The 14,499-nt window shown below is 49.1% G+C and carries 13 protein-coding genes; 2 read left to right on the top strand and 11 right to left on the bottom strand.

Annotated features, from left to right (window positions below; genetic code table 11):
- On the top strand, nucleotides 1-1,151 hold a 1,151-nt coding region (locus QVO66_RS03895; protein WP_288172559.1), incomplete at its 5' end, for a reverse transcriptase domain-containing protein.
- A 4-nt stretch (nucleotides 1,152-1,155) separates the two neighbouring features.
- Nucleotides 1,156-2,058, top strand: coding sequence for a hypothetical protein (locus QVO66_RS03890; RefSeq protein ID WP_021854097.1), 903 nt, complete (start codon nucleotides 1,156-1,158; stop codon nucleotides 2,056-2,058).
- Nucleotides 2,059-2,237: 179 nt separating this feature from the next.
- Here QVO66_RS03890 and QVO66_RS03885 read toward each other — a convergent pair whose 3' ends face one another.
- From QVO66_RS03885 to QVO66_RS03835, 11 genes are all read right to left on the bottom strand, one after another.
- Complete coding sequence (locus QVO66_RS03885) at nucleotides 2,238-2,645, bottom strand: hypothetical protein (protein ID WP_021854096.1); 408 nt, start codon at nucleotides 2,643-2,645, stop codon at nucleotides 2,238-2,240.
- Complete coding sequence (locus tag QVO66_RS03880; RefSeq protein WP_021854095.1) at nucleotides 2,638-3,234, bottom strand: RNA polymerase sigma factor; 597 nt, start codon at nucleotides 3,232-3,234, stop codon at nucleotides 2,638-2,640. The genes QVO66_RS03885 and QVO66_RS03880 overlap by 8 nt, the downstream gene beginning before the upstream one ends.
- Nucleotides 3,235-3,251: 17 nt before the next feature.
- Nucleotides 3,252-3,878 carry a BACON domain-containing protein gene (locus tag QVO66_RS03875; protein WP_021854094.1) on the bottom strand — a complete coding sequence of 209 codons (627 nt, stop codon included), beginning with the start codon at nucleotides 3,876-3,878 and terminating at the stop codon, nucleotides 3,252-3,254.
- 15 nt (nucleotides 3,879-3,893) lie between these two features.
- Complete coding sequence (locus QVO66_RS03870) at nucleotides 3,894-5,312, bottom strand: serine/threonine-protein kinase (RefSeq protein ID WP_021854093.1); 1,419 nt, start codon at nucleotides 5,310-5,312, stop codon at nucleotides 3,894-3,896.
- A 48-nt stretch (nucleotides 5,313-5,360) separates the two neighbouring features.
- Nucleotides 5,361-5,741, bottom strand: a complete 381-nt coding sequence (locus tag QVO66_RS03865; RefSeq protein ID WP_021854092.1) for a DUF805 domain-containing protein — start codon at nucleotides 5,739-5,741, stop codon at nucleotides 5,361-5,363.
- Between the two features lie 129 nt (nucleotides 5,742-5,870).
- Nucleotides 5,871-6,281, bottom strand: a complete 411-nt coding sequence (locus QVO66_RS03860) for a hypothetical protein (RefSeq protein WP_021854091.1) — start codon at nucleotides 6,279-6,281, stop codon at nucleotides 5,871-5,873.
- 12 nt (nucleotides 6,282-6,293) lie between these two features.
- Nucleotides 6,294-7,217 (bottom strand): hypothetical protein, encoded by a 924-nt coding sequence (locus tag QVO66_RS03855; protein ID WP_021854090.1) that lies wholly within the window; start codon nucleotides 7,215-7,217, stop codon nucleotides 6,294-6,296.
- Nucleotides 7,218-7,247: 30 nt separating this feature from the next.
- Nucleotides 7,248-11,030 carry a serine/threonine-protein kinase gene (locus QVO66_RS03850; protein ID WP_021854089.1) on the bottom strand — a complete coding sequence of 1,261 codons (3,783 nt, stop codon included), beginning with the start codon at nucleotides 11,028-11,030 and terminating at the stop codon, nucleotides 7,248-7,250.
- A gap of 287 nt (nucleotides 11,031-11,317) precedes the next feature.
- Entirely contained in the window at nucleotides 11,318-12,772 is a 1,455-nt protein-coding gene (locus QVO66_RS03845; RefSeq protein ID WP_021854088.1) for a protein kinase domain-containing protein, read from the bottom strand.
- Between the two features lie 8 nt (nucleotides 12,773-12,780).
- Entirely contained in the window at nucleotides 12,781-14,019 is a 1,239-nt protein-coding gene (locus QVO66_RS03840) for a Stp1/IreP family PP2C-type Ser/Thr phosphatase (RefSeq protein ID WP_021854087.1), read from the bottom strand.
- 4 nt (nucleotides 14,020-14,023) lie between these two features.
- Nucleotides 14,024-14,499 (bottom strand): FHA domain-containing protein (locus QVO66_RS03835; RefSeq protein ID WP_288172557.1); only part of this gene is annotated, 476 nt, incomplete at its 5' end.

Genomic DNA, 14,499 nt, shown 5'->3' with positions numbered 1-14,499 from the left:
AGCGTTCTGTCGTAACCAATGCAGACGTACATAAAGGGCAAAACTATATTCTGAATATAGACCTGAAAGATTTTTTCCCTAGTATTGAACAGCCTCGTATATGGAAAAGACTGCAGCTAAAGCCGTTTAGTTTTACTGTGCCTGTTGCTAACGTGCTGGCAGGGCTATGCTCTATGAAAGAAATGCGCACGATGGATGACGGCTCTAAGAAAGTTTTTTACATATTGCCGCAAGGAGCGCCTACGTCACCAATCATAACTAATATGATCTGTGATACTCTTGACCGCCGCCTTGCTGGGCTAGCCAAGCGTTTTGGGCTGCATTACACACGTTATGCCGATGACATAACCTTTTCGTCAATGCATAATGTTTATCAGAAAAACGGTGAATTTCGAAAAGAGCTTCTGCGCATAATACAAGGTCAGGGGTTCACTATTAATGAAAAGAAAACACGTTTGCAGAAAGTAGGCGGCAGGCAGGAGGTTACAGGCATCATAGTCAGTAACAAGCTGAATGTTACTCATGATTATGTGCGCAACATACGCAACATCCTTTATATTTGGGACAGATACGGTTATGGAGTAGCTTACGCAAAGTTCTTCCCAAAATATAAGGAAGATAAAGGACATGTAAAGAAAGGTGAGCCCGACTTGGTAAACGTCATTGATGGTAAATTGATGTATATGAAAATGGTAAAAGGAGATGAAGACAGCACTTATAGACGCTTGTACGATAAGTTTAAAACACTTGTGGACGATATGCGTGATCCTGTAAAAACGACAGTTCATTCAATAACATACGTCGAAACAACTCCTCTTATCGAGTTTGAAAAGAAAAATAATACGAAGATAGTCATCAGTATGTTTGCTCCTGGCGAACATTCAGAAAAAACTATAGACTACAAGCCGGTAAAAGTTCATCGTTATGCTTATTTCTTGCTTGATGGCGAAAAGGTGTTTGCTTCTGTCAGCAAAGATATAAAGCCTGATATGGAAAAACGGAAGGAACATTTGTCTATATCGATATGCCGAGACAAGCAGGATAAACCTTTTTGGCTTGTCCATTTAAGTGGAAAGACTGTAATGTCCTCTTTGGTTCCTGTTGATGTAGATGAACTGAATAAGGAGTTAGATGCATTACTAAAACTATAGAATAATGGATGCTAATAAGGAAAAGGCAATAGAAAAGATATATCGTCTCACCTTGCAAGATGCAGAATTTTCCACAGCACTGCGGAAGAAACTTGGTATGGTTTCCCCCGCAGATATCGTTTTAGGTGATAATGAACGTATAAATGAAATTTATGAATTGTGTATAGAGAAAGTCACACGTAAACAAGGAAATGAATTTTATGCAGATTTTCCAATAGAGTCTTTACGGTCAGCATTGGCTTACGACTATAATAGAATGGAACGTTTCCGACGAAAAGATGATTTTGGCGATTTCTGTCTTGCCATGTATCAACAGATTGAAAATATCACTAATTATATTTGCGCAGACCCGATAGTCAATAAGGTGGCTTCAAAAATGTGGGCTTATCCGGCATATTGTATCGATTCAGATTTGAAAAGACGTCCAGGTGAATATATTATAGCCAGATTACTTTTCATTGGTAGCACAGGCGGAAATCCTAATTACATGATTAAGACAAGTAAACCCTTGTCAGAACATTATGCATGGGACAAGATGCGTAATGTGGTCTATTTTATCGGTTACAAGGCAGAGATGAAAAGCAGTGATTATGACAGCTTTAATGAAATATGCAATTTGCTTTCGGAGTTGTATCAGTGTCGCAATACTAATCACAGACATACAGGATTGTCTGAGCCATCAGAACATTCACGACAAGTTTTGGAGAAAATACAGCCGTTGAAATCATTTTATTATTCAAAGTTTCACGGACTGTTGTCACAATATGTTGAATATGTGAAGGAAGGTTATCCTATGTCAGATAAATTAATAAATTATGCAGACAATCTTCCTGTTATTGAAATTAGGCCACAATATACTTTAAATATAAAGGGAAAAATAGATTTAGATAAGATTCCTAAAAGATAATGATGTTTGTTACTATGCAAAGCCAAGAATTTTAAAGCAAATTATCGATTTAATGATTAATATTGTTTGCCATAAAAATATCCGCAGCACCTCAATGGGAGAGGGCTGCGGATAGTAATTCTTAAGATGTCCATGCGGCCGCCGTTGGCGTGGCGGCCCGCCGTATGTATCTGTATGGGCTACATTAAGTCCATGTCCTGATAGGTGTCGCTGCCGAAGTGATCCGTCGCGTTGTCGTCGTCGAAGCCGTCGCTGTCTGTCATGCCGTCGTCAGTCATGTCATGGCTGTCGCTGCTGTCGTCATACGGTTCGATGTCTTCATAGCTGTAAATGTCGTCGTCTTCGTCTGCCGGGGATATGTAGGGCAGGTCGAAGTCGGTGTCGAGCTCCTCGGGTATCTCGTATCCTCCGTCTACAAGATTTTCGTAGTAGTCGTCCACCTGGTCGTTGGCGTCGAGTATTTCGCCCATGGCGGGGTCGTCGGCACACATGTCCATGAAAGCCTCTTCCTCGTCGGGCGTCATATTTCCGTCGAGCCATGCCGAAAACATGTTCTCGTCAAGGGTAAAGTTGCCGTAGTCATCCATGTCGCATTTCCTCCGTTCTTAGTGTCTTTAAAAATTGTTCTTTAGCCATCTTGTGCTTGTTGTAGAAGGTGTTCATGTTCATTCCCATCATCATGGCCGTCTCCTCGTTGGTGTGTCCGCATAGATATCGCAGTCTTATCAGCCTGCTGTATCTTCTGTTGGGCATCAGCCTCAGTATGGTTTCGGCGTCGTCGGCCTGAAGAGATGAGATGTCTAACTCTATAGATGCGGGAATGGTGTCGATTCTTACACCCTGGCCGTCAAATTTTTCAGAAATTTGTTCTGTCGGCATTTTTGTCCTGCGCTCATATCTCTTGTAGCAGTAGAAGAGGCACACGGCCTTTAGCCATGTGAAGAGCGTGCTCTGGTATCTGAACCCTTCGAGCTTGCATTGTCCGCCGGCTTTGTCGGGAGTCATTATGTGGACGTATATTTCGCTTATAAACTCCATGCACGACGAGCAGTCTGTGTGGTAGTTGTCGTACACAGACTTGAAGAGCGGATAGCATTTACGGTAAAAGAAGTCCCTTGTGACCCGGGCGTCGCGTTGCAGCAGTGCCCGGACCACTTCACGGTCAGTGATATTCATGTCAGCTTATGTTGTTCTTACTTCTTGCCGCCGATGAGAGACTTCAGCGAGAACGGCTTTTTCTGATAGATCATCAGTTCGGCCTTCTCATCGTAGCATTTTACGGTGAGCACGCCCGAGCGTTCTCCGTCTGTCTTGTTGGGGTCGGCGGTAAGCGTCAGCTTGTTGCCGTTTTTGGTGACGTCGACCCATTCCGGGAAGGTGTAGGTCCAGTCGTCGTAGTTGCAGTTTACCGTCACCTCGTGGTTGTCGCTCTTCTTGCCTGACGACTTAAATTCTACCGACGACACCGACAGGCTGAGCCTTACGGGGTCTTTGGCCACCTCGGGCGGAACGGCAGAGTCGGCTTTCTCGAGCACGACGGTCTCTTTTTTCGTCACGGTCCTTGTCTTTCGCGTTATCAGCTTGATGTTGCTCCTGCATATTGCAATCTGGTTGTCGCACATGGCCTTCTTGGTGCTTGAGTCGTAGGCCTTCTTGGCTGCGCTGAACTTTGCAATGGCCTGTTTCTGCGAGCTTACGGTCTGCTTCAGCTGCAGCTTCTGTCCCTGTGCAAACAGGCGGTCGCCGGCGGTCTGTGCGTTGGCCTGAATAGACAACACGGCAATGACAACGGTTAAAAGAAGTTTGGCAATAGTACTCATAGTTCAAAAAAAAGATTATGGATTATAACTTAATGCGTCTGTAATGTTCTTAACTCTGGTGTGGAATTCTTTGGCTATATCCTGCATGTCGCTGGCCTCAAAGTCTTTAGCCTTGGCTTCCAGTTCGGCCTTTGCTTTCAGCAGGGCGTCCTTGGCCTTGTCGCGGTTGAGGCTTATGTTCTTGGTGTCAGGCTTGTTCTCTGTTATCTTTTTGGCAATGGCCAGTGCCTCCATGTATTTCTTGTAGGCGTCGATATAGTGGCGTTCGTATCCCTCGTCGTGTCTGTCGCCCGTGGCGAGGCTCTTGTCGGCCGTGAGAGTGAGGGTTTCGGTCTTGGTGCGCAGCGAGTCGTTGGTGGCTTTTATCTCGAGAGCTATCTGCTCCTGCTCCACCTTCTTGTTGTGATATGACACGCCTCCTATGGCTATTATGGCAACCGCTATGGCTGCGCAGGCGGCAGCTATGGTTATTCTTGTCGACTTCTTGAGCTGTCGCTTCTTGCCGTCGAGGTTTTCTATCGCCACGCGCATCTGTGCCGCTGTCTGATAGCGCACGTTCTGGTCTTTGTCGGTGGCGCATTCTATTATCTTGCGCATGCCGCGGTCTTTGATCTGTGCGAGTGGAATTTTCTTGTGCAGCTGTTTCTCGAGCACTACGTGCGACTGTCCTTCAAACGGCACATGGCCCACGATGCACTGATAGAGCAGTATGCCCATGGCGTATATGTCGGTGGTCTGGTTCTGGTGTTTCAGGTCGCCTATGGCAAGCTCTGGCGCGGCATATTCAGCCTTGCCCATGAAGGTTCCGGCAGTTGTCAGTCCGCGGTCGTTGGTGGTGAGCTTGTTCACCTGCTTCGCTATACCGAAGTCGATCAGCTTGATGTGTCCGTCCTCGGTCAGCATGATGTTCGACGGGTCGATGTCGCGGTGTACGTATCCTGCGTCGTGCAGCGCTATGAGTCCTGAAAGCACGTTGAGCATTATGGTCTTTGCAAAGTGTACGGAGTCGGCCTGAAACTCTTTTAGCAGCTTCTTGGCAAACGGATTCTCGTGGCCGTCGGCGTCGGTGCACTTGCCTTCAAAGATGCTCGACAGCGGAATGCCGTTAAGCAGCTCGCTGACAACGTGGTAGTGCTTGCGTGTCATTGTGCCGTGCTTAGTCTCGGTTTCGATGAATCCGAGCATCTCTATCAGGTTGTCGTTGCGCAGGCGTATTGATGCCTCGCGCCGTGCCCTCTCTATGGCGTGTGGCGGCAGGTCTTCATAAAGAAACTTTATGGCGACGGGGCGCGATATGTTGGTCGCGATGTCTATGCAGACGCCCTTCATCACCTTGCCCATGCCTCCTTCGCCTATTGGCGGATTGGCGGTGTCAACCTCAAAACATATGTTTTTTCTTTTCTCTTCTTCTCCCTGTAGTCTTATTTTTGCCATTTTTTTATTGTTGTTTTTTCAGTTCTTTGCTTGTAAAGGTGTTGTGTGTTAATAAACAGGCAGGCCGTACTTGTTCTCCTCGTCACTGTCGGTGGCAAGAAGTATTATCAGCCATATTGTGCCTATGAGCGGTATCAGCGATATGAAATACCACCATCCGCTGTGGTTAGTGTCGTGCAGGCGCCTGACAAGCACCGATAGGTATGGCACGGTGAGCAGCAGGATGCATAATACTGAACAGATAGATAATGATATCGTGCAGCCGTCGTAGCCTCCCAGCAGATAGCCTATGACGGAGAATATGGTGAGCGAAACGATCTGCACAATAAAGATGAAAAGCCAGAACCACCAGAATTCTGACCTCGATGCGCGCCCGCTGAAGGTGGCATATTTATTTATGCATGATCTGACTGAATCTGTGAATGTCATGACAATATGTGTTATAATAAAAAAGTGCCGGAACCGCTTTGACCGCTACCTGAGGCGCAGCATGCAACGTGTTGCTGCTGCAGCCAGGTGTACGGGCAAATCCGGTTCTGACACAACGTTGATGAAATGTTATTGATTCTGCTGTGTGCTAAGTTCAGAAGGAGTGAACACTACGCTCATCTCGTTGCCTTCCATCTCGTAGACATACTGAAGTCCGATAGAATTGCGCGACAGTATCTTTACAAGTTTCTGCATTCCCGGCTCTGTCAGCTTCTTTGACAGCGTGCTCTTCACCGAGTCTGCCGCAACGTTGCTGAAGCGGTCGTCGCTTACCTTTATCCTGTATGTGAAGAGGCTGTCGCCCTGCTTGTATTCACATTTTGTCAGCACCGTTCCGTTAGCAAGGTCTTTGCCCGGCTGTGAGCTTATCTCTTCAACAAAGTTCTGCAGCAGTTCAATGTCTTTGTTCTTTTGCTTGCAGCTTACGCACAAAGCCGCCGTCAGCACGGCTATGGCGGCAAATATGATTAGCTTTTTCATGTTGTGTGTGTTTTACAGAATATTAAACGTGGTGGTGTAAATTACGTCGCCCGACTCGATGACTTCCACCTTGTATTCGCCGGCCTTCCAGAATCCTTCTTTAGGCGAGCCGAACTGTCCTAACTCTATCATCTGGTTCTTCTTCGACTTCTCGAGTGTTACTGTCATCTCCGAGGTTACTTTCTTTCCTGGCATGCAGATGGTCTTTCCGTTAGGTCTTGTAACCCTCAGCTGCAGGTCGAAGTCCTGTGCCTTCTCTCTCCATGGCGCAAACTCAATGCGTGCCTGTATGTATCTTGCGTTGAAGCTGCGCAGAGGCTGGTCGTAGGGCGTCTTCTCCACGCCGTCGGCATCGAGCAGGCGGAAGGACATGTTGACAATCTTGTCGGTGAGCACGCTTGGCGGAAGGTCCTTGCGTGCCTCCTCTTCCAGTCTGTTCATTGATTCGCGCTCAGCCTTTAGAGCCGTCTGGTATTCGTTCTTAAAGTCGGTGTCTACATCCTCGAATCTTGAGAAGTAGCTTGAAAACACTGCCGTGAAGTCTTCGGTCTTTGCGGCATATACCTGTATGGCTATCTCAACCTTCTTGTCTTCAACGGTAAGCTTCACGGTCTTGTGCTTGCGGTTTACCTCGTTGGCAGCTATTATGCTGGGTATGCGCTTATACGACATCTCGTCAGCGCCCACCTTGAATGCCTTTCTGTGGAAGGTGTAGAGTATGGGCGAGTTCTCGTCGAACGTTATCCAGTAGAGCACTCCCTCGCGGCGGAAGCATACACTGTTGTCAGACGTGTCGACAGAAGGTTCGTATTTCTTCTTCTGCAAATAGTTGTAAAGTTTTAGCTGTGCGTCTTTCTGAGCCGGAGTCAGATCGCCTGCCGATGCTGATGCCGTAAACGCTAAAAGCAGGCAGATAATGATTTTTAAAGTTTTCATCGTCTTATAGGTGTTATTGTTCTTATTCTTTTATATTATGGCTGTCCTTTCGTGGTTCATGTCGTACACTATCATGCGTATGTCAACATACGACGGCGTCGACGTCGACTTTCTGAGTGTTGACACAAACTGCCGCAGGACGTTGAGCATTTCGCTTGTTATCTGTTCTGATGAAAAGTTCTCGATGTATACGGCCAGGGTAACGGCGTCGTTGCCTACGGTTACGCTTTCTATTGTCAGTCCGTCGGCTATCCTCGTGGGGCACTCTCTTGCCGCTTGCCGCCATGCTGCCTGCCAGCCATAGCCTCCGGTCATGTTCTGCCGTTGCTCCACCTGCAGGCTCCATTTGCCGTCTGTGTTTGTGGCTGTGCCCAGCTTGCGGTTGTTCTTGTCGTAGAAGACGCATTTATACTGTGTGCCTGCCCTGTAAGAGTAAACCAGGCGGTGCCATCCCTGACTGTTGTCCACGGGGCGGCCTCCGGCTCCGTAGCATGCCGTTTCCGTAAGCTGGTTCTGCTTGTTGTACTTATATTTTACGGTGCTGTATCCGCTTGCCGTGTTTGCCGGCTTGCCGTCGGCGCCGTAATAAGATTCGCTGCTTAGCATGCGCATCCCGTTGTATGTGTATGTATACTTGTGTATCTTCTCGCTCTTGTCGGCAACGGCTTTACCGTTGATGTCAAAGTATGCCTTCGAGGTGATGTCGCCGGCTTCGTTGTATGTGAATCTGCACTCGCTCCATCCCTGTCTGCCGTTTATGCTCTTTCCGTATCCGTCATAGCACATTATCTTGGTCATGTTGCCCCGCTTGTCGTAGACGGTGCGGCCTTCAGCCGCGATGTTGTTGGCTACCACGGGCTTGCCGTCAATGCCGAATGAAATCTGATGGCTCACCTTGTTGGCAATTCTGTCGTACTGGTTGTAGTATTTGTGCACCTTCTCGTTGTCGCATCCTCGTGTGCCGTTCTGCGTGAAGAACACTTCCGAGGTCTTGTTTCCGCGCTCGTCGTATTCGCGCTTTATGACAGCAAGGTTCTGTCCGCTGATGTTTTTCAGCCTGCCGTCGGTTCCGTAGTATTCCTGTTGCACGCACATGTTGTTCGAGTTGTATTTCATCACCTCTTTGTGATATCCCCCGTCACACAGTGCCGGCCTGTTTCCGCTGCTGAAGTATGAGCGTTCGGTTACGTTGTCGCGTCCGTCATATTTGTATCTGATCTCATATTTTCCTGCGGCAAGCTTTCCGTTTGTGCCCATGGAGCGTTCGGCCGTTACGTTGCCTTTCTGGTCGAACTCCCACTCATAGTATGCCACTCCCGACACCGACATCAGTTTTCCGTCGGTGTTCTTGTGCCTTTCTGATATGCAGTTGCCCTGGCTGTCGTACTCGTATTCCACGCGTGAGCAGAAATTGTTGAGCACGCACGGGCGGCCTTCGGTGTCGAGGAAGTAGCGCGCTGTCTCGTTCCCGTTGTCGTCATATTCATAGCACACCGTTGACGCTCCCTGTGATGTCATGGCCGGCTTGTCCTTGTCGTCGAAGTAAGAGAACTTCGTGCAGTTTCCGCGGGCGTCATATTCTTTGGTGAAGTAGCAGAAGTGCATGTCTGATAGCATTATGCGCTCCTTGGCCGCGCCCATGTAGGTGAGTCTTGCCAGGCGTCCCTGCTTGTCGTATCTTGCCTCCAGACCGGCGTATCCCAGTTTGGCAGGTGCGTATATCTTTCCGTTTTTGTCGAAATAATATTCTGTGAGCATGTTGCCAAGCGAGTCGTATGTGCTTTTCTTGTGGGCAAAGTATGCCGTCTCTACGAGTTCGCCCGACGCGTCGAGCAGCTTGTGGTCGATAATGTTCCCCTTGTCGTCGTTGACAAATTTCTGTTTCGAATATGTGGCTTCGTCATCCGTGTCGTTGAAGTATGCCGCATTTCCTTTGGCATCGACATACGAAATGCCCGACAGGTATCCGTTGTCATCATACTCGTTGACATATCCGCTGACGCCTTTAACGTATGTCAGCCTGCCGTCTACTCCGAGATACTGTCTCTTCTTGCATGTGCCGTCGTCGTTGTATTCGTAGAGTATGCCTGCAAAGGCGTCGTCCTTGCGTATCATCGGCTGGCCGTTTATGTCGGTGTATTTCTCTGATGTGCGGTTGCCCCATTTGTCGTAGGTTAGCAGCACCACCGGGCAGTTGTTGCCGTCGCTGCTCGGCTTTCCGTCCACTGTGAGGTAAACAATCTTAGACAGGTTGCCGTCATCGTCGTAGGTGAATTTCTTCACGCCGAGGCCGAATTGTGTGGCCTTGGGCTTGCCGTCTTTTCCAAGATAGTGTTCCTCTATTACGCGTCCTTCGTCATCAAGGACATATCTGCGGCCGAAGATGCCTTGTCCGTCGGGCACCCTGACATTGCCGAATCCGGCATATTCAACCTTCACGAGATGTCCTTCGTCATCGTATTCGAGAATGTACTTTGATATCTTTCCCTTTCCGTCGAGAGAAACATCGAATGCGCTTTGAAAGAGCTTCACCTGTGCGTTGAGCGTCATCTCGGTGCCGAGTTCGTCGTCCAGCTTGAAGGTGCAGGTCTTCATGTTGCTGTCGTAGTCTTTTACGTACAGCACCTTGCCGCTGCGGTCCATGAATTTCTCAGAGTCAACCTTTCCGCTTCCTTCGGTGTAAAGCAGCGTCATGTCAACTATGCGGTCTTTGTCTTCAGAGTCGTGATGGTCAACCAGCTTGCCCTTGCTGTTCACGTACGACACGCGGCGGAGCTTGTGTCTTGAATACTCGAAGCGGTACGACGCCTCGCGGTGAGACATTTCGCTGCTGCTCAGCCGGCCCACTCCTTCGGGTATGCCGTAGACTTCAACATAATCGCGATAGTATTTTACCTTTGTGCGGTAGTAGTCCCATGTGAAGAAGCCCACGAGCATCAGTATCACCGCTACGGCTGCTCCTCCGTAGATCAGCGGGCGCGGTATAGGGTCGGGGGCGATGGCTTTCTTCACGGCGGCCTTCATCTCCATGCACGACTGATAGCGTGCTTCGGGAATCTTTTGTGTGGCTTTGTCTACAACCTCCTGTATCTTGTTTGATATATAAGGATAATATTCTGCCATGCGCGGCATGTCTTCTCTCACCACCTTCTGCCTTATTTCCTGCGCCGTAAGCATGGTTGAGTCATACGGCGCGCGGCCTGTCAGCATGTGGTAAATCAGCACTCCGATTGAATATATGTCCGAACGGGTGTCTACGTTCCTGCCGTAAATCTGCTCGGGGCTCATGTATGTCGGTGTGCCCATTATGTATCTGCTGTCAGCCATGTTCGCCTCAGACACAATCTGCGCTATACCGAAGTCCATTATCTTAATATGCCCGTCTTCCTGTATGATTATGTTCGAGGGCTTGATGTCGCGGTGAACAATGCCTTTGGAGTGGGCATATTCAAACGCATCAAGTATCTCACATATCATGGGATAGGCTTTCTTTTCGACAATCAGGCCGTTTTTCTTGTTGATGAAGTCTTCGAGCGTTATTCCTTTGACATATTCCATTATAAGGAACACGCCTTCAGGCGTTTCAACATAGTTGAGGAACTTCACAATGCCCTGATGGTCGAGCGAGCAGAGCAGTTCGGCCTCTTGCTTGAATCGTGCGCGGAGCGCAGGGTTACGGGCTATTTCAGGCTTCAAGGCCTTTATTGCCACCTGTTGGTCAATGTTCGTGTTTACTGCAAGATAAACACTGCCCATGCCGCCTGAGCCCAGGTGGCGCACAATTCTATAATTAAGTATGTCTGTCGGTATCATGTTGCTTCAATGAATGATTTTCAAGGTAGACGTCAGGTTCTTTTATGCCATTGCGCCGGAACTTACGGTCTGTCGCATTTCTGCGGCTTTTTCTTACGGTTTTCTCTTGATTCCGGCAGGTTTCCAAAAGGTGTCCTTTTATGTTGTGAAAGGTTATCTTTCAGAAGACGAAAGCCCATGTTCCGCAGGCTGAAATGATATCTTTTGAAATTATAACTGTCAGCTGCCAGTCAGGATAATTCCGCCGGCGGGTAATGTTTCCAAGAGTCTTATATAATGGAAGGTTATCACACAAGGATTACGAATTTCCACACGACCATGGATATGATGGACAATACTGCCGCACCCCATCCGAGCCTGCGGTGGTCAGACTTGTATTTGTATATTTTTTCGCCGCTCACCATCTCCACCTTTCCTGTGGCTACCACCGTGCCAAGTATTATTCCTAAGAATCCGCCGAGAATGGCAAATATGTAGGCTGCTATCAGCCATCCCGTGGCATCCTTCTCTACATATTTAGCGTTTTCTTCATTGGGCTTGGATATGGTTGTCGTTTCCGACACGGTGTTGTCATCTTCCGTCGGCGTGTCTTCTGCGTCCTGTATGGCACGTGCACGCTTGTCGAGTTCTTCCACCACTTTGTTCCAGTCGAGATGTCCCTCAATCACTCCTGCGAGATAAATCTCCGGGGCAGGCCCGCCGGCGGGGATGTTTACCGAGGTCTTGCATACAGACTTGCGGTTTACGATAGTGCCGTTTGAGCTGCAGTCTGTGAACACATAATATTTTCCTCCGGTAAACTCCTTCAGCTCTATGTCAGCGTGGTGGCGGCTTATCTTTCGTGCCGAGTCGTTCACTATGATGTCGCACATCTCGCGGCCTACGGATATCTTCACCGGCATGTTGCGCGATGATATGTTGCTTACGTTGGTGCCGTTGCTCAGTGCCGACATAAACTCGTAGCAGCTTTGGTAGCGCTGCATCATGTTCTTGGCCGTAGCCTTGTCGAGCACCTTCTGCAGCACGTCGGATATGCCCTTCTTGTATTTGGAGAGCTTCGGAAATTCGTCGTTTATTATCGAGTCTTTCGTCTCAAACTCGTTGGAGAGCGTGTTGAAGGCATGGTGTCCTGTGAGCATGTAGAAGAACACGCAGCCTACGGCATATATGTCCGAACGGTAGTTTATGGAGTAGCCGGCAGCCTGCTCCGGACTCATATATCCGTTTGTGCCGAGTATAGAGCCCGGTATGGTGTTGCCGTTATTGTTGTCAAGATCCTTGGCTATGCCGAAGTCCAGCAGGCAGATGCTGCCGTCAGGGCGCACCATGATGTTCGACGGCTTGATGTCGCGGTGCACGATGTGTGAGTCGTGTACGCACTGCAGCGCGTCGAGTATTTTCATCATCATCTCCACAGCCTGCTGTTCTGGTATGGGGCCATGCCTTGTTACATACTGTTCGATGTTCAGTCCTTCAACAAGTTCCATGACGATATAGTAGCACTGTGTGTGCTCGTCGCGGAAGGCCGAATAGAGCTTTACGATAGAGGGATGGTCTATTCTTACAAGGAACTTCACCTCCTTTTCTATTCTGTCTATTATCGACCAGTCGGTGGCAAATTCCGGGAGAATCTCCTTTATCGCCACTATGTTGCCCTTGGTGTCGCGTGCACGGAATATTCTCCCCATGCCTCCACGGGCAATAGGCTCGTCGTCAATGATATAGTTAGCAATTTGTCTCATCGAGATAATTATTTTTCGCCTTTTAGATTTTCATACACAATGCCATCTTTCTCTTTCCTGCCGGTGTCTCCGCTCTTTTCCTCGACAATCTTTTTCTTTATCTCTTCTGTCTTTGAGCTTCCTTTCTTGTCAGTTGTTTTTTGAGCTTCTTTCGTGATGGCTTTCTTTGTAGATATTTTGTTGTCTGTAACCTTTGGCTTTACGGTCTTGACGGGCTCGCTTTCCTTTACGGTTATCACCTTCTTCACCTCCTTTGTGCTATTGGTAGTCTCGGGTGCTGAAGGTTCAGCGGTCTCAGCTTTCGGCTGCGGCTTTGCCTGTGTCTGTGTCTTCTTCATTATTACCTCGGGCTTTGTCTGCGGCTTGCTGTCCTTGTTCAGGTACCAGTAGATGCCTCCGCCGGCTATTGTCACCATTAGCAGGCCTATTATGGAGTAAAGCAGCGTGTGGCTTTTCTTTGCGCGTGTTGAGGTGTAGCCGTTGGGCTGCATGCTGCCGCGCTTGCCTCCTCCGCCAGGAAACTCCACGAGCTGCACCGTTATGTTGTCTACTCCTCCTGCATCGTTGGCCTGGCTCACCAGCATGTCTGCACGCTCCTTCAGCGGCAGGTCATAGCGCGTTACGGTGTTGAGTATGGCATTGTTGCTGACCATGCCGCTGAGGCCGTCGGAACACAGCACAAACACACCGCCCGGTTCTGGCGTTATAGGCATCTGTCCTATCACGGGAGGTGTCATGTTCTCAAGTCCGAGGGCATTGGTTATCTGGTTTTTGTCCTGATGATGCTCGGCGTCTTCCTTGCTTATCTGTCCTGAGTCGACGAGCGCCTGGACATACGACTGGTCTTTGGTTATCTGATGTATGTTGCGGTTGGCCACGTAGTATATGCGGCTGTCTCCCACAGAGCCGTAGTACACCTGTCCGTCCCTGATGATGATCATCACGCATGTAGCCCCCATGCCGCTTAGTCCGTCGTTCTGCGAAGCCCTGCGCAGTATGGCCTGGTTGGCGGCAATGATAGAGCTGTTGATAGCCTCTTCGGCTGTGGCGAATGTGTTGTCGGTCAGGATGTCCTGTATCACGGCCACGGCGAGCTGCGATGCCACGTCGCCGGCCTTCTGTCCGCCCATGCCGTCGCATACTACAACGACTCTTCCGTTTGGAGAGTCGAACGTGGTCATGCTGTCTTCATTAACGCTGCGCACCCTGCCCGTGTCGGTGCAGTTGGCTATTATATAGTTTTCCATGATTTTATCCTATTTGTGGTATTGCTATGAAAATGAACACGGTGCTGCCCAGGCGTATTATGTCGTAGTTCTTCAGTTCGCCTTCGTCAGAAAGCTCCTTGTTGACGAAGGTTCCGTTGCTCGACTGCTCGTCGCGGTATTTGAACTTGTTGTCCACGTTTCTGTAAAGGAGCGACATGTGGCGGCCCGACATCTGCTTGTCTTCCGGCACGCAGATGTCGCACGAGCGGTCGCGTCCGATAAAGTTCTTGCCCTCATAAATGTTGTATGACTTGCCCAGCGGATCGCGGTTGTAGGTTACCAGAAATCCTACCAGCTTGCGTCCCTGTGCCGTGGGCACGCCTTTGGGCTGTCTGATTATGGTGCCGTTCACGGGTCTTTGTGCCGACTGCTGCTGTCCGGGGAAGCGTGTCTCGCCGGCAGCGTCCATTCCGCCCATCACAGGCGAACCCATTGCCCCCTGCTGCGGCATTCCTGCAG

The sequence above is a fragment of the Prevotella sp. CAG:255 genome (genome assembly GCF_000431195.1).
Lineage (GTDB): Bacteria > Bacteroidota > Bacteroidia > Bacteroidales > Bacteroidaceae > Prevotella > Prevotella rara.
The sequence above is the reverse complement of the archived record's forward strand: the minus strand, read 5'-3'. Positions and strand labels throughout refer to the sequence as shown.